This is a genomic window from Pseudophaeobacter sp. (assembly GCF_048267565.1).
In the GTDB taxonomy this organism is placed as follows: domain Bacteria; phylum Pseudomonadota; class Alphaproteobacteria; order Rhodobacterales; family Rhodobacteraceae; genus Pseudophaeobacter; species Pseudophaeobacter profundi.
This window is the reverse complement of record NZ_JBLWXG010000003.1, coordinates 140808-159625: the sequence shown is the minus strand read 5'-3', so window position 1 is coordinate 159625 and position 18818 is coordinate 140808. Positions and strand designations below refer to the sequence as shown.

Below are 18818 nucleotides of genomic sequence, written 5' to 3'. Positions count from 1 at the left end.
CATGCGTGATCTGTCGCGCCCTGCTGGCGGCCTGCTAAGCTATTTCACCCGCCACCGCACTGCGGCCAATCTGTTTCTGGTGGTGCTGTTGCTGCTGGGGGCAGCCGCCATCCCCAATATGCGGGCGCAGTTTTTCCCCGATGTAATTGTTGAAAATGTCACCGTCGGTGTCACCTGGGAAGGGGCCGGCCCAGAAGATGTGGATGGTGCCATTGTGCAGGCGCTGGAACCGGCGCTTCTGGCGGTGGATGGCGTCGAGGAAAGCACCGCGACCTCGCGCGAGGGATCTGCCTCTATCCTGCTGGATTTTGAACCGGGCTGGGATATGGCGCGGGCGGCGGATGATGTGCAATCGGCGGTGGATGCCATCACCACCCTGCCCGAGGATGCCGACGACCCCACGGTGCGGCGTGGTGCCTGGCGTGACCGGGTGACAGATGTGGTGATCTCGGGGCCGCTTGCGGCCGGTCAGCTGGGGCTCTTTGCGGATGAACTGGTGGTGCGGCTGTTTGAGGTCGGCGTTACCCGGACAACCATTCGCGGCCTGGCCGCGCCCCGCACCCTGGTCGAGGTGCCTTCGTCCAGCCTGATCACCCATGACATCTCCATGAGCGAGATCGCCGATGCCATCGCTGCCGAGGTTGATGCTGACCCGGCGGGTGATGTTACGGGGGCCAATACGCGGGTGCGCACCGGTAGCGAAAAGCGTAGCCCCGAAGAAATAGCGGGCATCGTGCTGCGCAACAATGCTGATGGATCGGTGCTGACCATCGGCGATCTGGCACAGATCACCCGCGAAGGGGTGGATCGCAAGCGATCCTATTTTGTCGGTGACAATCCCGCGATGTCGATCCGGGTGGACCGCGCCGACATGGGCAATGCCATCGCTATTCAGGCCAAGGTGCAACAGGTGGTGGATGCGCTGCAACGCACCCTTCCGCAGGGGGTCACGGCAGAGCTGATCCGCACTCGCGCAGAACGGATTTCCGACCGATTGGATATTCTGATCGACAATGGCTTGATGGGGCTGGCGCTGGTGGTGGCGCTGCTGTTCCTGTTCCTGAACAGCCGTATTGCCTTTTGGGTGGCCGCGGGCATTCCGGCGGCGATGTTTGCCGCCGTGGCGCTGATGTATGCTGCGGGCATCACCATCAACATGATCAGCCTGTTTGGTCTGATCATCACGCTTGGGATTGTGGTGGATGATGCCATCGTGGTGGGCGAACACGCCGATTTTCGCGTGCGCCGTCTGGGTGAAGACCCGATGCAGGCGGCAGAAAACGCCGCCCGGCGCATGGCCATGCCCGTCTTCGCCGCGACGCTGACCACCATCATCGCGTTCTTTGGGCTGACGGCGATTGGCGGCCGTTTTGGCGATCTGATCCGCGATATTCCCTTTACGGTGATTGCGGTTCTGGCGGCGTCATTGGCAGAATGCTTCTTGATCCTGCCGCATCACATGGCGCATGCGCTGACCCATGCGCAAAAGCAACATTGGTACGACTGGCCCAACCGGATCGTCAATCGCGGCTTTCGCTGGGTGCGCGATCATCTGTTCCGTCGGCTGATGGCCCTGGTGGTGCGCGCGCGCTATGTGGTGCTGGCCGGCGCGGTGACCATTCTGGCCAGCCAGATGGCGCTGTTCATCAGCAACGAGGTGCAGTGGCGGTTCTTTAACGCGCCAGAGCGTGGTTCGGTCACCGGCAACTTTGCCATGGTCGAGGGGGCAACCCGTGCCGATACCGTTGCAATGATGCAGGAAATGCAGCGCGCGGCGGCGGCCACGGGCGCTGCGTTTGCCAGCCGCTACGGTGGCGTTGATCCGGTGAATTTTGTCATCGCCGAGGTCGGCGGCAATGCGGGGCGCGGCCTGTCGGGGGTTGAGGCGAAGGATACAGATCTTCTGGGGGGCCTCTCGATTGAACTGATCGACGCGGATCTGCGCCCCGAGTATTCCAGCTTTGCCTATGTGGCGGCGTTGCAGGAAGAGGTGGTGCATCACCCGCTGGTGGAAACGGTCTCCTTCCGTAGCTGGCGGTCTGGGCCGGGGGGCGATGCGTTGGATGTGCAGTTCTACGGCGCTGATGTGCAGGTGCTCAAGCGCGCATCACAGGATCTGAAGACCGCCCTGCTGCGCTATCCGGAGGTCTCGGCGGTTGAAGACAACCTTGCCTATGACAAGGAAGAGGTGGTGCTGGAGCTGACGCCGCAGGGCCAGGCGTTGAACTTTACCATCGACAGCCTGGGCCGGGCGCTGCGGGCGCGGTTGAACGGGATCGAGGCGGCGACCTATCCAGAAGGGCCGCGCAGTGCCGAAATACGAGTCGAACTGCCCCGCGATGAGCTGTCGGCGGATTTTCTGGAACGCACATTGATGCGCACCCCCAGTGGAATCTATGTGCCGCTGGCCGATATCGTCTCGGTGACGCAGCGCACCGGGTTTTCCACGGTGCGGCGGGAAAATGGCATTCGGGTGATTAGCGTCACCGGTGATATTTCCGAAGACGACCCGACCCGTGCCGCCGAGATCACCAAGGCACTGGAGGAAGAAATTCTGCCCGATATCGCCAGCCGTCTGCAGGTGGAATGGCGCCTCAGCGGGCTGAGCGAGCAGGAAAGCGATTTTCTTAGCGATGCCGGCACCGGGCTGATTTTGTGTCTGGCGGGGATCTATCTGGTGCTGGCCTGGATCTTTGCCAGCTGGACCCGGCCGCTGGTGGTGATGGCGATCATCCCCTTTGGCTTGGTGGGCACCATCTGGGGCCACTACGTCTGGGATGTCCCGTTAAGCATGTTCACCGTGATTGGCTTGCTGGGCATGACCGGGATTATCATCAATGATTCCATCGTTCTGGTCACTACCATTGATGAATACGCCGAAACCCGCGGCTTGGTGCCGTCAATCGTTGACGGGGCGGCGGACCGGTTGCGGCCGGTGATGTTGACGACTTTGACAACGGTGCTGGGGCTGGCGCCTTTGATGTATGAAAGCTCGCAGCAGGCACAGTTCCTGAAGCCGACGGTTATCACTCTGGTCTTTGGCTTGGGCTTTGGCATGTTCCTGGTTCTGTTGGTGGTGCCTGCCCTGGTTGCAATTCAGCAGGATGCGGTGCGCCCCCTGACGGCGCTGCGCCGGGCGTTGCGTGGCGGCAGGCAGGCGGGGCTGCACTGGTTGGTGCTTGCTGTCGGCTTTGTTCAGGTGGGCTGGCTGGCGGCGACGCTGGGCTGGACCATGGCTCGGGGAACAATACTGCCACTCCTGCGGGATCTGCTGCCGGGGCTGGCGGCGTTTGATCCGCTGCGGGCTGCGCTGTTGCTGGCCCTTGGCGGCATCGCGGTGCTGACAGTGCTGGCCTATCTGATTGCGGCGCTGGGCTATGGGATGCGCCTGCGTCGCCAAGTATAGGGCCTGCGCGCCAGCCAGACGCGGCCCAAGGCCAGTGGGGTTAAAGAGATCTGGCGCGGGCCAGACGGGCAACTGCGGCGACCTGTTCAATCAGCGCCAAGCCCTGCTGTTCGATACTGTCCACGGCGAGCCAGCGGGCGTCGAGCGCATCATCCGCAGCCTGCGCCGTGCCGCTTTCATAGGCGCAGAGCACGGCCGTCAGCAGATATTGCTTTTCTACCTGCCCCTGCGCATCGTGCAGCATGACATCAATATTGGTGAGATATTCCAGCGGACGGGCATGGATGCCGGTTTCTTCGGCCAGTTCGCGCCGGGCAGCCGCGAGTGCGGTTTCGCCCAGTTCTACATGGCCACCGGGAAAGCCCCAGGCACCGGCATTGGGCGGGTTTTTACGCTGGATCAGCAGCACCCGGCCCTGATGGTAGACCACTGCAATGGCACCCAGAATCGGTATTTGCGGCGCGACGGGCATCGCAAGCGGAGGGGGAGCGCCTGTTTTGGTCATGCGGTCTTGGTCATCCTGCGGTGCAGCCTGTAATATCTACGGCATGTTTTGATCCTAATACGGTGATGCGCAGGCGCGAGCGATCCACCGCAGGCAGGGTGCCGGTTTTTGCCGCCATCAGCTCTGCCGTGGCGATCAGGGTCTTGCCGCTGCGCCGGGTCTGGGTACCCCCGGAATAGAGATGCGCAGAGCCTGGTTCGATCACCGCAACTTCTGTCCCGCCAGCGCTGGGCATGGTAATCCGGGCCTCAACTTGGATCCCGTATTTCGAGGGCTTTAGCTGGCACGTCGCCGCCACAACCCCGGCTTCGCGGGCGGAATAGGGGCGACTGGCAAGCGCGGCAACAATGGCGGTATTGCGCCCGGCCTTGGCATCCAGCTGATGATCAAAGTTGAGTTCGGATGGCACACAGACATCCTTGCAGATCCCCAGTTCCATCCGCCCTTTCAGCCGTACGGGGCGGCCTGCATGTTCTGGGGTGATTTCAATCGGCAGCACCAGCTGGTCGTGATAGCCGATGGTCTGGTAGCCAGAGGTGGAAAACACCTGCGGTGCGGGCCAGGTCATCGACATTTCGCCGATATTGCGCGACCCACGCCAGGTAAAGCGCGGCGGGATTCCGGCCTCGCCAGGGCTGCGCCAATAGGTTTTCCAGCCCTCGCGCAGGGTCAGGCGCAGAGCGCCGGTATAGCGGCCATCCGCTGTAAGCCCTCCATCCAGCACCTCTATCTGCACCAGATGCGTGGTGTCGCTTGTCGGCGCGCTTTGGGCCGTCGCGGGCTGCGGTGTCAGACCCACCCCACCCAAAAGCGCCAGCAAGGCAAGGGAGGGCACCAGAAGCTGCGCCCAGGAACGGCGGTAGGGCTGTTCAGGGCGGGCCAGATCAGGGGCGGGCGATGGGCTTGGGCGATGCGGTTTTGTCATGCGGTATAGATGGGCCTTTGGCGACAAAAAGCCAAGTCACGATCCGGTCACCTATGAACGCGGGCGGCGGGGTGATATCCCGCTGCCCCTTGCACCCGGCGCGCCCGGGCGGCATGCTGGTGTGGCGCTATTTTGGAATATAAGAAAGGGCGGAGCATGGATCTTACCGGGAAACTCTTGATAGCAATGCCGGGCATAGGTGATCCACGGTTTGAACATTCGGTGATCTTCCTGTGTTCCCATAGTGATGAGGGGGCGATGGGGCTGATCATCAACAAGGTGGCCCCCGATGTGAAGCTGAACAATCTTCTGACCCAATTGGAAATTCCGGTTACCGATGCCGAACAGGGTGCCCAGGCGATCCGGTTTGGCGGTCCGGTGGAGACCCAGCGTGGCTTTGTACTGCACTCGCAGGAGTACGAGTCGCGGATAAAATCGCTGCGGGTGCCGCCCAGATATGGGATGACCGCAACGCTGGATGTGCTGGAAGATATTGCTCAGGGCAACGGGCCAAAGCAGCTGTTGATCATGCTGGGCTATGCCGGCTGGGGGCCGGGGCAGCTGGAGGCCGAGATCATCGCCAATGGCTGGCTGACCACCGAGAGCACGGATGCGCTGATTTTTGACACCGAGGATGGCGAGAAATGGGGCGCGGCGCTGGGGTCTCTGGGGATCGACCCGCTGACGCTTTCGGCCAGTGCGGGCACCGCCTGAGACGGGCCCGCGTCAGGTCATCAGTCGCGGGGGGCCGCGGCGCGGCGCAACCTGTCATTGATGGCCGCCCCCAGCCCGGTCTCCGGAATGGGGGCTACGGCGATGGGCTGCCCCAGGGTATCCAGCTGATGCAGGTGTCCAAAGAGATTTGCGGCGGCCTCGACCAGGTCACCCGTTGGCGACAGCGACAGATCGTGGGCGCGGGCGCCGCTGTAGCGGCCAAAACCGAGGTAGCATTCGCCCGCGCGCGGGGCTGAGGCGTTCAGCCGCACGCGCTCTTGTGGCGCGTAGTGTGACAACAACTGCCCGGGCGCTGTCAGGGGATCGTGCAGGTCGCGTGTGGCCAGGGGCCGGCCCAGAGCTGCCTCGATATCCTCGGCGGCCAGACCACCCGGGCGCAGCAGAACGGGCGCGTCACCGGCCAGGCCCAGGATGGTGGATTCCAGCCCAACGCCGCAGGCGCCATCCGCGACCACGGCGGCGATCCGCCCGGAGAGACCGGCCATGACATGATCGGCAGTGGTAGGGCTGATGCGTCCCGAAGGGTTGGCCGAGGGTGCGGCCAGCGGACCATCCAGTTCTGATAGTAGCCTCTGTGCGGTGGGATGGGCCGGAACACGTACCGCCAGTGTATCCAGCCCGGCAGTGACCAGATCAGAGATCCCGTGATCCGGCGCCAGCGGCAGCACCAGGGTCAGCGGTCCCGGCCAGAAGGCGCGGGCGAGGGTTTCCGCCCAGGCGTTCCAGATGACGTGACGTTTTGCGGCCTTGGCCGAGGCCACATGGGCAATCAGCGGATTGAAACTGGGACGTCCCTTGGCGGCATAAATCGCCGCAACCGCATTGCCCTGCCGGGCATCTGCCCCCAGCCCATAGACTGTTTCTGTTGGGAAAGAGACCAATTCACCAGCGCGCAACAGATCTGCAGCACGGGTCAGGCCAGCCGCTGTCGCAGGCAGTATTTCGGTTGCTTTGGGGGCAGTGTTTTCTGGCATTTTTGGTGACGCGGCGTTTTGGTTGATTGCAAAGGGGCTGCAGTTAGGTAATCGAACAGCTAAACAGACATACCGGGCGGCTGTGGCAATGCCAAGCCTTGCACCCGGTATTACCCGTGAACGGCCATTTTGGTCGATAAATTCAGGCCGACGAGAGTATCCGGCCGACAAGAGGACGCCCATGACCTTCCGTGCCCCCGTATCCGAGTATGAATTCCTGCTGAACACCGTGATCGGTTTTGACCAGATCGCCCAGACCGAGCGGTTCAGCGAGGCCAGCGCAGACGTGGTTTCGGCAATCCTTGGCGAGGCGGGCAAGCTGTGCGACGAGGTGATGGCGCCATTGCAACGCGGGGGCGACCTGCAGCCAGCCGTACTGAAAGATAAAACGGTGCAGACATCTCCGGGGTTTGGCGCGGGGTTTCGCGCCATCGCCGAGGGCGGCTGGATCGGCATGAGCGCGGCCCCCGAACATGGCGGCATGGGGCTGCCGATGACCCTGACAAGCGCCGTGAACGAGATGATGAGCGCTGCCTGCCTGTCGCTGCAACTGGCCCCCTTGATGAGCCAGGGTCAGATCGAAGCGCTGGAACATCACGCCAGCGATGATTTGAAGGCGCTTTACCTGCCCAAGCTGATTTCCGGCGAATGGACCGGCACCATGAACCTGACGGAACCGCAGGCGGGATCCGATGTGGGGGCGCTCAGCTCTAGGGCGGAACCAAATGGCGATGGCTCTTATGCGGTGACGGGCCAGAAGATCTTTATCTCCTGGGGGGATAATGACTTTGCGGAAAACATCTGCCACCTGGTGTTGGCGCGGCTGCCCGATGGCGCGGCCGGGACCAAGGGAATTTCGCTGTTCCTGGTGCCAAAATTCCTACCGGAAGCAGATGGCTCTTTGGGGGCGGCCAATACGCTGGGCGTGGTCAGCCTGGAACACAAGATGGGTCTGCACGGTAGCCCGACCTGCGTAATGCAGTTTGACGGTGCCAAGGGCTGGCTGGTGGGGCCTGAACACGGCGGCATGGCGGCGATGTTCACCATGATGAACAATGCGCGCCTTGGCGTTGGGGGCCAGGGGGCTGGCATCGCCGAGGCCGCTACGCAGCAGGCGCTGGAATATGCGCTGGAACGCAAACAAGGCAAATCTGCCTCGGGGGTGATTGCGGATCACGCTGATGTGCGCCGGATGCTGATGGAGATGAAGGCCGATACCTATGCCGCCCGCGCCATCCTGCTGGCCTGCGCCCATGCCACCGATATGCACAGCGCCACCGGGGCCGCCGACTGGAAGGCGCGGGCCGCCTTCCTTACCCCTATTGCCAAGGCCTTTGGCACCGATACTGGTATTCGCGTTGCAGATATGGGGGTTCAGGTGCATGGCGGCATGGGCTTTATCGAAGAAACCGGCGCGGCGCAGTTCCTGCGGGATGTGCGGGTGACCTCGATCTATGAGGGCACCAATGGCATCCAGGCAATGGATCTGGTGGCGCGCAAGATGATGGATGGCGGCGATATGGCCTACCGGATCATCGACGAGATCGAGGCCCAGGCCGAAGGGGCCCGTGCCACACACCCCAATATGGGCGAAGCGCTATGGCAGGCCTGCGAATCCCTGCGCGAAACCACCGAATGGCTGGTGGAGCAGGATGACCTGCAGGATCGCTTTGCCGGGGCGGTGCCGTACCTGCGCGCCTTTGCGCGGGTGCTGGGCGGGCATTACCACCTGACAGCGGCCATTGCCGGTAAGGGCGGCCCACGGGAAAAACTGGCCCGCTTCTACATCAAGCGGATGCTGCCAGAGCATCTGGGTCTGTTGACCCATGTGCAGGAAGGCGCCGCCGGCACCTTTGCGCTTAACCTTGAAGAATTGGCAGGCTGATCATGGCAAGTGTTCCCGAAGTTGGCCCGCGCACGCCCTGGACAGAACCACCCGCCCTAGGCGAGGTGATCGAAGTGGCCGAAGGCGTTCTATGGCTGCGCCAACCGCTGCCGATGAAGCTGGACCATGTAAATATCTATGCGCTGGACGAGGGCGACAGCTGGACGGTAATAGACACCGGGTTCAACACCCGCCAAAGCCGCGAAATCTGGGAAAGCCTGATGGCAGGCCCCTTGAAGGGCAAGCCGATCAGCCGGGTGGTGGGCACCCATCACCACCCGGATCACATCGGGCTTGCCGGCTGGTTCCAGTCGGAACACGGGGCCGAGCTGGTTACAAGCCGCACCGCCTGGCTGTTTGCCCGGATGTTGACGCTGGATGTGCAGGAAACCTGGCCCGAAGAAACCCTGGCCTATTATCGCAGCGCTGGCATGGCTCCTGAAATTTACGACAAACGGGTGGCCGACCGGCCCTTTAACTTTGCCGATATGGTCTATCCCCTGCCGCTCGGCTTTACCCGCGTGCAGCAGGGCGATGTCTTTCGCATGGGCGGGCGTGACTGGGATGTGCACATGGGCAATGGCCATGCGCCGGAACATGTCACCTTCTGGAGCCGGGATGACAATCTGGTGATCAGCGGCGATCAGATTCTGGCCTCTATCAGTCCCAATATCGGCGTCTATGCCACCGAACCCATGGCCGACCCTTTGGGCGAATGGCTGGAAGCCTGCGAGCGGCTGGCGCCGCTGGCGCGGGCCGATCATCTGGCGCTGGGCGGGCACAAGCTGCCTTTTACCCGGTTGCCGCTGCGGATGCGACAGTTGATCGACAACCATCACGGCGGGCTGGATCGTCTGGTTGACTACCTGGACAGCCCCAAGACGGCAGCCGATTGTTTTGCACCGCTGTTCAAGCGTAAGATTGGCGAAGGCGAGTATGGGCTTGCACTGGTCGAGGCGGTGGCCCATGTCAATCATCTGTATCACACCGGGCGCGTCAGCCGTGTTAAACGGGACGATGGTGCCTGGCTGTACCAGAGCAAGGAATAAATCGGGGGCAACCCCGGATAAGGGGAGTAACGCGCCATGGACAACAAGATTTCAACCAGCGCCGAGGCGGTCGAGGCGGCGGTGCTGCCCTGCGTGCACGAGGTCCATACCGACCCAGAGGCCTGCCAGGGATTGGGCGCGGTGCCAGAAAAGCTGCAGCAAAAGGACGCCGCCAAAAGCGAGGCACGCTGGGCCTATGAACGGCTGATCCTCTATATCCAGAACTTTGAGAAACAGCTGGATGCCGAGCATGAGATTGCCATGGGCTTTGTCGGTGGCGACGCCGGGGTGCTGCGCATCGAAGGTATGGGCTATTATGACCCCGATATCATCACCTTCTATGGCAGCGAAGCCAGCGGCGCCAAGACCCAGCTGGTGCAACATGTCAGCCAGATGAACGTGATGCTGCGGGCGCTGCCAAAGCCGCGCAAGGAAGTGCCGGCCAATCGCATCGGCTTTCGTCTGGCCAGCGACCTGGACGCAGAGCCTGCTGTCGCAGAGCTGCCCGTGGCGACCGATCCGGCGGCACCTGTCTGATCAAAAGACCGCCCGCGCTTTGGTGTTGCCTGCGGTGTTGCCAAGGGGACGATTCGAGCGCGGTGGTCTGGATAGGGCCGTCCCAAGAGGCGGCTGGCGGTCAAAAGCCGCGCCCTGCAGGCCGCAGGCCAGGGTTTTCACGCCCCTGCGCGCCAATGACGTGGTGACAGGCGATTTGAAATCCAGTATCCAGCAGAAAACATAGACGAATAGGAAGATCTGTCATGGCTGAACACAAACACGGCACCATGGACTGCAAAGTACAAGAGCAGACCTACCAAGGCTTCATTACATTCACCACGCGCTTTGGCATCTTTCTGGTGCTGCTGGCGCTGTTCCTTGCTGTCTTTGCGACCTGATTATTGCAGATGACATCAGCTTCTGTGCTGTGGCACCGGGCACCGGGCCGTGTTGCGCTGCGGGCGGCCCTTTTGGTGGGCTGCGTTGCCGTTGCGGGCTGTTCGGAGCAAAAGAAACCCAATGCCGATGCGGCAACCCTGGCGGCGGCCAGCTATGTGCATAACGGCCCGCCGGCGCTGACGTTGTTCACCATGGTGAACAACCGCACCGGGGCCGGGGGGCATACATCACTGATGATCAATGCCTCCGAGCGGGTGATCTTTGATCCCGCCGGATCCTTTTATGCCGATGTGGTGCCGGAACGAAATGATGTCCTGTTTGGCATCACGCCACCTGTGGTTCTGGCCTATCGCGGTGCCCATGCGCGCAGCACCCACCATGTGGTGATGCAGCGGCTGGAAGTTACACCAGCCCAGGCGCAGCGGGCCTATGAACTGGCGGTCAGCAATGGCCGGGTTGCGGGGGCCTATTGCGCCAATTCCACCGCGTCCATTCTGCGCCAGCTGCCCGGGTTCGAGGATATGAAGGTGACCTTCTATCCGGTGAAACTGTCTGAACAGTTTGCGGCCATGCCCGGTGTTGTCACCACAAAATACTACGAAGATGACGATCCGGACCTGCAAAAGGCCCTGGCCGAAGGGAACGTGACCCTGAGCCAGTAATCTGCATCAGGTATCTGCGGACCATTGTGAAGATCGAGAGCGGCTGAACGGTAACCCGTTCAGCCGTTTCTTGTGCCGTCCTAGGCCGCCAGATAGAACAGCAGCAAAAAGCCACTGACGCCGCTCAGCAGAGCCCAGAGCACATTGCGGGTCAGATAGCCCACAACAAAGGTCAGCGCTGCCACCGCCAGATGCGGCAGGCTTGGCGCACCGCCGGTGGTTGAGGGCCAGACCACAAGGGGCGCCACAAGGGCGGGAATGATCGCCACCGCCGTATAGCGCAGATGCCGCATCAGCCACTCCGGCATGGGCCGCCCGCCCATGAAGCCGATAAAGGCAAAGCGCAGGCCAAAGCTGCCAAGGGCCAGCCCGATGATGACAAACCACAGCTCGCCCGGGGTGAATCCATTCATGACGGGGTCTCCTGTTTGTTGGCCTGCTGGGGGTCAGCCTGGCCTGCCAGCCTGCGTTCAAACCACAGCTCGGCCTGGGCGCCTGCCATCATGCCTGCCAGCCCGGCGACAATCAGCCCCAGGTTATAGGGCATCAAGGTGGCCGGCAGCGAGACCGTGATGGCGGTAAAGCAGGCCACCAGATGCGCCGGGGTGCGCAGCATCGGGCCAATCATCGCCAGAAAGGCCAGCGGCAGGACAAAATCCAACCCCCAGCTTGCGGGGATCTGGGCCCCCACCAGCGCCCCAGTCAGGGTGGCAATCATCCACCCCGGTGCCACTAATCCATTGGTGCCAAAGAAATAGGCCATGCGCTGGGGCACGGTCATTTCGGGTTCGGTTTCGAATTTCACCACCGAGAGCGCATAGGACTGATCCACCACCAGATAGGCGGCGCAGGCCCGCTGCCAAAGGGGCGCATCGCCCAGATAGGGCGTGAGCGAGGCAGAATACATCGCCACCCGCAGGTTGACCGCCAAGGCCGAGATCAGCACGATCATTATCGGCGTGTTCTCTTGCAGCAGTTGCAGCGCGGTGAACTGGGCAGACCCAGCAAAAACCGCCAGTGAAAAGGCCAGGGCGTCAGCGACATTTAGTCCCGCCTCCCCGGCGAGAACCCCAAACAGCAGGCCAAAAGGACCCGAGACCAGAAGAAAGGGCGCGCTGTCCCGCATGCCTTTCCAAAAAGCCGATTTCGTGGTGGTGAAAGCCATGCGCCCATCCTAAGTTCAATGTGAACTTGGTAGGCAGCTTTGCGAGGCTCTGCAATTGGGAAATACTTCTGACCTGGCTGAGGTTTTGGCAGACTATCTGATCGCGCCTGATCCCGGCGCGGCAGGCCTGACCCGCGCGGTCACTGGCCGCAATGAACACGGAGAACCTGTCGCGCTGTCGGTGGTCGAAGAACGACCGCTGACCATCTATCTGAATCGGCAGGAAATTGTCACCGCCATGACCATTGGCGACTACCCGGAATATCTGGCGCTTGGCTTTCTGCGCAATCAGGGGATGCTGTCGCCGGACGAAGACATCCTGCGCGTCGATTATGACGAAGAGCTGGAGACCGTGGTGGTGCGCACCGCATCCGAGACCAGCTATGAGGAAAAGCTGCAGAAAAAGACCCGCACGTCGGGCTGCGCGGTGGGCACCGTCTTTGGCGATATGATGGAGGGGCTGGAGGGCGTGCAATTGCCCGATACCCCGGTGAAATCCTCCTGGCTTTATGCGCTGGCGCATAAGATCAACCGCACGCCGTCATTGTACCTGGAGGCCGGGGCGATCCATGGCACCGTGCTGTGCCAGCAGGATCGTCCGCTGGTCTATATGGAGGATGTGGGCCGCCATAACGCGGTGGACAAGATCGCCGGTTGGATGCTGTCCGAAGGCGTCGAAGCGGCAGACAAGATCATGTATACCACCGGTCGGATGACATCCGAAATGGTGATTAAGACCGCGATGATGGGTATCCCGGTGCTGGCCTCGCGCTCGGGCTTTACCGCCTGGGGCGTCGAGATCGCCCAGCAGGTGGGGCTGACCCTGATTGGCCGTATGCGGGGCCAGCGGTTCACCTGTCTGTCCGGCGACGAACGGTTGGAGCGCGACATGGATCCGCGCGATGCGCCGGTTGAGGCAAAGAAACATCGCCGGAAAAGCGCGGAATGAGGCACGAAGGAATGGGCAGTCCGCGCGCGCCAGCACAGCGCCCACCCATGGGGGTGACGCGCTATGCTGGGTGGCTAGTGGGGGACCTTTGGTCCAGAGCCAAGAGTTGCTGATGGTAAAACTTTCTAACGGGTCGGAGAATTGATGATGACCAAACCCCTGGGCGTGATCCTCGCAGGCGGGCTTGCCACCCGGATGGGCGGCGGCGACAAGGGGCTGTTGCAGATCGGCGGCCAAAGCCTGCTGGCGCGGGTGCGCGATCGGCTGGCACCGCAGGTCGCTGGGATGGCTCTGAACGCCAATGGCGATGCGGTGCGCTTTGCTGATTTGGGTCTGCCCGTGGTGGCCGACAGTATCGAAGGCTTTGCCGGCCCTCTTGCGGGGGTGCTAGCCGGGCTTGACTGGGCCGCCGGGCAGGGGGCAGAAGCCATCGTCACCGCCGCTGCCGATACGCCGTTTTTTCCGACAGATCTGGTGGCACGGCTGCTTGCAGCCTCGCAGGGCCAGACACATCCGCTGGTGCTGGCGACAACGCCGCGCACCGGGGAAGAGTTGAAATCGGGCGGCCGCAGCAAGGTGAACCGCCACCCGACCTTTGGCCTCTGGCCGGTTGCCCTGCGCGATGATCTGCGCGCGGCGCTGCAGGATGGGCTGCGCAAGGTGGTGATCTGGACGGACCAGCATCAGGGACGTGAAGCGCTGTTTGACGCGGACCCCTTTGATCCCTTTTTCAACGTAAACACGCCTGCGGATCTGACCCGGGCCGAGGAGCTGCTGCAATGAAACTCTACGGTGTTACCGGTTGGAAGAACTGCGGCAAGACCGGGCTGATGGAACGGCTGGTGAGCGAGTTCACCGATCGCGGTCTCAAGGTCTCCACCATCAAACACGCGCATCACAGCACCGATGTCGACCAGCCCGGCACCGACAGCCACCGGCACCGCATGGCCGGCGCCTCGGAGGTGGTGCTGGCCTCGGCCCACCGGGTTGCCGTGATGCAGGAATTGCGCGGGGCAAAGGAGCCGACGCTGCAAGAGCTTCTGGCGCGGATATCGCCGGTTGATCTGGTGTTGGTCGAGGGCTACAAACGCGCGCCTCATCCCAAGATCGAAGCCCACCGTGCGGCGGCGGGGCAGCCCTTGATTGCGCCGGGGGATGGCACGATCCGGGCCTTGGCCAGCGATGTGCCGCTGGAAAGCGACCGGGTGGTGTTCAATCTGGATGACACCAGCGGTATTGCGGATTTCATCGCCGCAGATCTGGCGCTCTGAGTTTTGCCCGCCCATACCCACCCCTATAGCCCGGCCCATAGCAATGCCGATAGACTGCGAGCCACCTGATGACCCTGAAACCACCGCCGCTGCGCAATGATTGTTTTTCCCTGCCCGCCGGGGTCGACTGGACGCCGGTCGACGAGGCGCTATCGCTCTTGCGGGCGCGGCTGCGGGCGGTGGTCGGACAAGAGGCCGTGCCGCTCTCTGCCGCGGTCGGGCGGGTGCTTGCTGCGGATGTGATCGCGCAGCGTGCCAACCCGCCGCAGCCCAATACGGCGGTTGATGGCTATGGTTTTGCCGGTGCGGTGCCTGAAGGGGCCCATGTGATGCCGCTGGTACCTGGGCGGGCGGCTGCCGGGCTGGCCTATCGCGGCGCAGTACCTGCGGGGCAGGCGATCCGCATCCTGACCGGCGCGGCCCTGCCTGCGGGGGTGGAGACGGTCATTCTGGAGGAAGACGTGACCCTTGGGGCGGGTGAAATCGCCTTTCGCGGCCCGCTGAAACTTGGGGCTAATACCCGCAAGGCGGGCGAAGATGTGGCGGCAGGTGATGTGATCCTGCCAGCGGGCCGGGTGGTCACCCCGGCGGATCTGGCCCTGGCCGCTGCGGCCGGTCTCTCGGATCTTGTGGTCTATCTGCCACTGCGCGTTGGGGTGCTGTCGACCGGGGATGAACTGCGCGAGGCGGGGGACGCGGCCGCACCGGGGCAGATCTATGATGCCAATCGTCCCATGTTGCTGGCCCTGCTGGGCCAGATGGGGGCGAGGCCGGTGGATCTGGGGCGGGTGCCCGATGACCGCGACGCCCTGCGCGCCCGGTTTGACAGCGCCCGCGCCGAGGTGGATGTCATTCTGACCAGCGGCGGTGCCTCGGCGGGCGATGAAGATCATGTTTCGGCGCTGCTGCGCGAAAGCGGCGCGCTGCAGGAATGGCGCATCGCGCTGAAACCGGGCCGCCCGCTGGCGCTGGCCATGTGGGATGGGGTCCCGGTCTTTGGCCTGCCGGGAAACCCGGTGGCGGCGCTGGTTTGCACCCTGATTTTTGCCCGCCCGGCGATTGGCCTGATGGCGGGCAGCGGCTGGCACAGTCCGCAGGGATTTGATCTGCCTGCCGGTTTCGCCAAGCGCAAAAAGCCGGGACGGCGCGAATACCTGCGCGCCCGCGTGCGCGACGGGCGGGTCGAGGTGTTCAAATCCGAAGGTTCGGGCCGGATTTCAGGGCTGAGCTGGGCCGAGGGGCTGGTCGAGCTGGGCGACGCCGCTGCCGATATCCAGCCGGGTGACCGCGTGCGCTTTATCCCCTATGGCAGTTTCATGCTTTGAGCCTGGTCCTGCTTGGGGCGCATTGAGGTGTACCATGCGCCCCATGCGCCCCATGCGCCGCTGCCCTGAGAGCATGTTGCGTAAAAGTGGGGCAGGTCTTGAGCATCTAAAACACGCGATAGGTTTTAGTCGAAGGTGCCTGCAACCCGGCCCACCAGCATAAAGGCGCGGGCGGTGCGGGTATCGCCAAGCGAGGTGATTTCGCTATCGCTGGCGCGGGCTTCAAACTCGGCGAACATGCGATCAAACCGGCGCAGGAAGTGATGCGCCGCATCGCGGAAGATCGGATCCTGTTTCATCCGCGCCGAGGTCAGCGCCAAAGAGGTCCGGTCGCGCACCCCACCAAGTGCGGCCACGGCGCGGCCTCGGGTGCCCTGGGCAAACTGCCGCCAGATTTCGGGGCGGGCCATGTCGGGGCGCAGGTCATCCATATAGATGCCATCCTGGCTGAGCAGGGTCAGCACATCCTGCGCCGCCTGCACCACCTGGGCGGCCTTGCGATCCTTGAGCGCGGCGCGCAGGGCGGCAAAGCCCTCCTGGTCCTCGGCGGTTTCGGGGAAATTCAGGGCCCGGATGAATTGCCCTGTCGGCAGCGGCAGGGCCATGTCTTCGGCCGAGGTGCCAAGTGCCAGACTGCCCTGATCCTCGGTGGCGAGACGCGTGGCCTCTGGCGGGACGGCGGGGCGTGCAGCGGCAGTGCGGCTGCTTTGGAAGGTGGCCAGCGCGGTTTCCGTCTTGCGCGCGGTTTCGGCGATTTCTGCCAGTTTTTGGTTGACGGTCGGGTTGTCGGTGGCATCCGACAGCTGTGCATGGCTGAGATAGCTGTGGCGCAGGCCGTCGATGGCGGCCTGCAGGCGCTGGCATTCGCTGCGCATCTGCCGGGCCGAGCGCAGACCAGAGGCGGTGACCCAGATCAGCACCAGTGGCAGGGCCACTGCCAGCGCTGTCAACAGGGTTGGCGTCCAGTGGGCCAGGCCCTGGTCCGCAGGTGCCAGCAGGTAAAGCGCAAGCACCAGCAAGAGCCAGAACACCGCCAGCAGAATCGCCACCACTTCGGCGCCGCCCAGGCCGCTGCTGTCCTGGTCGTTGCCTGATAGCAGCGATCCCGGTAGCCCCTTGCCCGCAGAGTTTGGACCTGAAAGGCCAGTGTCAGCGCCGTGCCCGGCAAAGGGAGAGGGGCGTTTTGAGGCATCCTGGGCAGTCATGTGCGAGCTCGCAATGCGGAGGTTGGGTCAGTTGAAATCAGGGTTTGCAGAAACAAGGCTAGTGGTTTTGCGGGCGCTGGCAAGACACTAGGTGCGGGCTGCCAGCGCGTGTATCAGTCAGTTGACGTGTCAGCCGTAGGCAATGGCCAGAATTTCGTACCCGCGTACGCCGCCCGGTGTGCGGACCTCGACGCTGTCGCCTTCGTCTTTGCCTATCAAGGCGCGGGCAATGGGGGATTTGATGTTCAGCAAACCTGCCTCCACGTTGGCCTCATGTTCGCCGACGATCTGCCAGGTTTTTTCTTCGTCGGTGTCTTCATCGACCAGGGTTACCTTGGCGCCAAACTTGACAGAGCCGGAAAGCTTGGCCGGATCAATGACATCGGCAAGGCTGAGGATGCCCTCAAGCTCTTTGACGCGACCTTCGATGAAGGACTGCTTTTCGCGCGCCGAATGGTATTCGGCGTTTTCCGAAAGGTCGCCCAGTTCGCGGGCTTCTGCGATTGCCTTGATGATATTGGGTCGCTCGACCGATTTCAGGTTCTTGAGTTCAGCTTCGAGTGCGGTGTGACCCGCAGAGGTCATTGGGATCTTTTCCATATCTTGGGTCCAGGTCATTTAGGCTAGCGCACTAGCTGTTGTTGCTTTTACCAAAGGCAGAGCCCCGCCACAGAGTGCAGCGGGGCCGAGCTTGGTGTTAGCAGTTACCTGACCTAATCCGGGCGCAGATTTCAAGAGGTGGCAATGGGCTGTCCACAGGCAAATCTGCTCAATCGGTCGATTTTGCGGTTTTTGGGCCTGGACTGCGCGGAAAGATGCCGTGATCTGGCAGGCGGGGCAGTTGGGCCTGCCACAAGAGATCAATCATCGTATTGCACCACTTCGTATTCAATTTCGTCCTGATCGCGAAAGTAGAACCGCCGCCCCGGCTCGTAGTCGGCATGGTTCTGTGGGGTGAAACCGGCGGCGATCACCGCCTTTTCGGTGGCGTCCAGGTCGCTGACTGTTACCGCCAAGTGATTCAGCCCGCCGCGCATACCATAGCTGCGTGGCCCGGCGCTGGGCTGCGTCGCCGGGGTATAGAGCGCGAGATAGCTGTCATCGCCGCCTATATGGATGGTAAAGCCATCCTCCTTGGCCGCCCCAGACCAGCGGATGTGCCAGCCAAAGACTGCTTGCATCCATTGGGCCGTGGTCTTGGGATCGGTGACGGTAATATTGGCATGTTCCAAAACGGCGCTCATCGGCTTTCTCCTTAAATTCAGTAGCGTTTTGACCTGAGTCGCCTTACGGTAATTCCTAAACCTAACTTTAGCTCAAGCACTATTTCAGAACATGAGAGGTCTCCGAGAAATGGCAAAATCAGCAGGGGTGGCCATTGGCTATCTGTCCGAACGCACCGGCCTGGCGGTTTCAGCGATTCGCTACTACGAGGCGCAGGGCCTGTTGGAACCCTGGCGCAATGCCGGAGGTCAGCGGCGGTTTCATCGCGCCGATATTCGCCGTCTAAGTTTCATCATGATTGCCCAGAAGTTTGGGTTTTCGCTGCCGGAAATCGGCGGGCTGCTAAAGGACCTACCGGGCGGGCGCACCCCGACGCCACAGGATTGGGCGCGTATTTCAACCGGGTTTCGGGCCCATCTGGATGCACGAATCGACACGCTGCAAAAGCTGCGCGACAATCTGGATGGCTGCATTGGGTGCGGCTGCCTGTCTTTACCCAAATGTGCGCTTTACAATCCGCAGGATCAGGCCGCCTACAAGGGAAAGGGGCCGCGATATTTGATGGGGGACAGCCCAGAGCCGCGCGCGACGCCGGAAAAAGGGGCCTGAGCGGCGGAAAATGCCTTTGCCCCTGCGGCAAA

20 protein-coding genes are annotated in these 18818 nt (G+C 62.5%); 12 read left to right on the top strand and 8 right to left on the bottom strand.

Going from position 1 to position 18818, the window contains the following annotated elements; translation table 11 throughout:
• Position 1: 1 nt before the first annotated feature.
• The gene (locus ACN0VH_RS09290) at positions 2-3406 is read left to right on the top strand and encodes an efflux RND transporter permease subunit (RefSeq protein WP_417700442.1); all 3405 of its coding nucleotides are present in this window, start codon (positions 2-4) and stop codon (positions 3404-3406) included.
• 40 nt (positions 3407-3446) lie between these two features.
• Here the strand turns inward: ACN0VH_RS09290 and ACN0VH_RS09285 are convergent, their stop codons facing one another.
• Positions 3447-3911 carry an NUDIX domain-containing protein gene (locus tag ACN0VH_RS09285; protein WP_417700441.1) on the bottom strand — a complete coding sequence of 155 codons (465 nt, stop codon included), beginning with the start codon at positions 3909-3911 and terminating at the stop codon, positions 3447-3449.
• Positions 3912-3921: 10 nt separating this feature from the next.
• Positions 3922-4836 (bottom strand): protein-disulfide reductase DsbD domain-containing protein, encoded by a 915-nt coding sequence (locus ACN0VH_RS09280; protein WP_278923276.1) that lies wholly within the window; start codon positions 4834-4836, stop codon positions 3922-3924.
• A 156-nt stretch (positions 4837-4992) separates the two neighbouring features.
• On the opposite strand from ACN0VH_RS09280, the gene ACN0VH_RS09275 reads away from it, so the two are divergent.
• A complete protein-coding gene (locus tag ACN0VH_RS09275) occupies positions 4993-5550 on the top strand; it encodes a YqgE/AlgH family protein (protein ID WP_278923275.1) in 558 nt (185 codons plus the stop codon).
• Between the two features lie 20 nt (positions 5551-5570).
• Here ACN0VH_RS09275 and ACN0VH_RS09270 read toward each other — a convergent pair whose 3' ends face one another.
• Complete coding sequence (locus ACN0VH_RS09270) at positions 5571-6545, bottom strand: L-threonylcarbamoyladenylate synthase (protein WP_278923274.1); 975 nt, start codon at positions 6543-6545, stop codon at positions 5571-5573.
• Between the two features lie 181 nt (positions 6546-6726).
• Here ACN0VH_RS09270 and ACN0VH_RS09265 point away from each other — a divergent pair, with 181 nt between their 5' ends.
• From ACN0VH_RS09265 to ACN0VH_RS09245, 5 genes are all read left to right on the top strand, one after another.
• The gene (locus tag ACN0VH_RS09265; RefSeq protein WP_278923273.1) at positions 6727-8430 is read left to right on the top strand and encodes an acyl-CoA dehydrogenase; all 1704 of its coding nucleotides are present in this window, start codon (positions 6727-6729) and stop codon (positions 8428-8430) included.
• A gap of 2 nt (positions 8431-8432) precedes the next feature.
• Positions 8433-9479 carry an MBL fold metallo-hydrolase gene (locus ACN0VH_RS09260; RefSeq protein WP_278923272.1) on the top strand — a complete coding sequence of 349 codons (1047 nt, stop codon included), beginning with the start codon at positions 8433-8435 and terminating at the stop codon, positions 9477-9479.
• Between the two features lie 36 nt (positions 9480-9515).
• Complete coding sequence (locus ACN0VH_RS09255; protein ID WP_417700440.1) at positions 9516-10016, top strand: DUF6173 family protein; 501 nt, start codon at positions 9516-9518, stop codon at positions 10014-10016.
• Between the two features lie 224 nt (positions 10017-10240).
• Positions 10241-10375: an aa3-type cytochrome c oxidase subunit IV gene (locus ACN0VH_RS09250; RefSeq protein ID WP_278923270.1), complete on the top strand. Its 135-nt coding sequence runs from the start codon at positions 10241-10243 to the stop codon at positions 10373-10375.
• Positions 10376-10384: 9 nt separating this feature from the next.
• Positions 10385-11038 carry a hypothetical protein gene (locus ACN0VH_RS09245; protein WP_278923269.1) on the top strand — a complete coding sequence of 218 codons (654 nt, stop codon included), beginning with the start codon at positions 10385-10387 and terminating at the stop codon, positions 11036-11038.
• Between the two features lie 80 nt (positions 11039-11118).
• Here the strand turns inward: ACN0VH_RS09245 and ACN0VH_RS09240 are convergent, their stop codons facing one another.
• Together ACN0VH_RS09240 and ACN0VH_RS09235 are read right to left on the bottom strand one after the other, a co-directional pair.
• Positions 11119-11451: an AzlD domain-containing protein gene (locus tag ACN0VH_RS09240; RefSeq protein WP_278923268.1), complete on the bottom strand. Its 333-nt coding sequence runs from the start codon at positions 11449-11451 to the stop codon at positions 11119-11121.
• A complete protein-coding gene (locus ACN0VH_RS09235) occupies positions 11448-12203 on the bottom strand; it encodes an AzlC family ABC transporter permease (RefSeq protein ID WP_417700437.1) in 756 nt (251 codons plus the stop codon). Before ACN0VH_RS09235 ends, ACN0VH_RS09240 begins: the two co-directional genes overlap by 4 nt.
• A 55-nt stretch (positions 12204-12258) precedes the next feature.
• Between ACN0VH_RS09235 and fdhD the strand changes: the two genes are divergently transcribed.
• From fdhD to ACN0VH_RS09215, 4 genes are all read left to right on the top strand, one after another.
• The gene (gene fdhD / locus ACN0VH_RS09230) at positions 12259-13152 is read left to right on the top strand and encodes a formate dehydrogenase accessory sulfurtransferase FdhD (protein ID WP_417700436.1); all 894 of its coding nucleotides are present in this window, start codon (positions 12259-12261) and stop codon (positions 13150-13152) included.
• Between the two features lie 147 nt (positions 13153-13299).
• Complete coding sequence (gene mobA / locus ACN0VH_RS09225) at positions 13300-13935, top strand: molybdenum cofactor guanylyltransferase MobA (protein ID WP_417700435.1); 636 nt, start codon at positions 13300-13302, stop codon at positions 13933-13935.
• Complete coding sequence (gene mobB / locus ACN0VH_RS09220; RefSeq protein WP_278923265.1) at positions 13932-14423, top strand: molybdopterin-guanine dinucleotide biosynthesis protein B; 492 nt, start codon at positions 13932-13934, stop codon at positions 14421-14423. Before mobA ends, mobB begins: the two co-directional genes overlap by 4 nt.
• Before the next feature lie 68 nt (positions 14424-14491).
• The gene (locus tag ACN0VH_RS09215) at positions 14492-15748 is read left to right on the top strand and encodes a molybdopterin-binding protein (RefSeq protein ID WP_417700434.1); all 1257 of its coding nucleotides are present in this window, start codon (positions 14492-14494) and stop codon (positions 15746-15748) included.
• A gap of 125 nt (positions 15749-15873) precedes the next feature.
• Here the strand turns inward: ACN0VH_RS09215 and ACN0VH_RS09210 are convergent, their stop codons facing one another.
• From ACN0VH_RS09210 to ACN0VH_RS09200, 3 genes are all read right to left on the bottom strand, one after another.
• On the bottom strand, positions 15874-16953 hold the full coding sequence (locus ACN0VH_RS09210; protein ID WP_417700433.1) for a hypothetical protein: 1080 nt from the start codon (positions 16951-16953) through the stop codon (positions 15874-15876).
• Positions 16954-17082: 129 nt separating this feature from the next.
• Positions 17083-17553, bottom strand: a complete 471-nt coding sequence (gene greA, locus ACN0VH_RS09205) for a transcription elongation factor GreA (RefSeq protein WP_278923262.1) — start codon at positions 17551-17553, stop codon at positions 17083-17085.
• Positions 17554-17813: 260 nt separating this feature from the next.
• Positions 17814-18197, bottom strand: coding sequence for a VOC family protein (locus ACN0VH_RS09200; protein ID WP_278923261.1), 384 nt, complete (start codon positions 18195-18197; stop codon positions 17814-17816).
• A 109-nt stretch (positions 18198-18306) separates the two neighbouring features.
• Here ACN0VH_RS09200 and soxR point away from each other — a divergent pair, with 109 nt between their 5' ends.
• Positions 18307-18786, top strand: a complete 480-nt coding sequence (gene soxR / locus ACN0VH_RS09195) for a redox-sensitive transcriptional activator SoxR (protein WP_417700432.1) — start codon at positions 18307-18309, stop codon at positions 18784-18786.
• Positions 18787-18818: the final 32 nt, after the last annotated feature.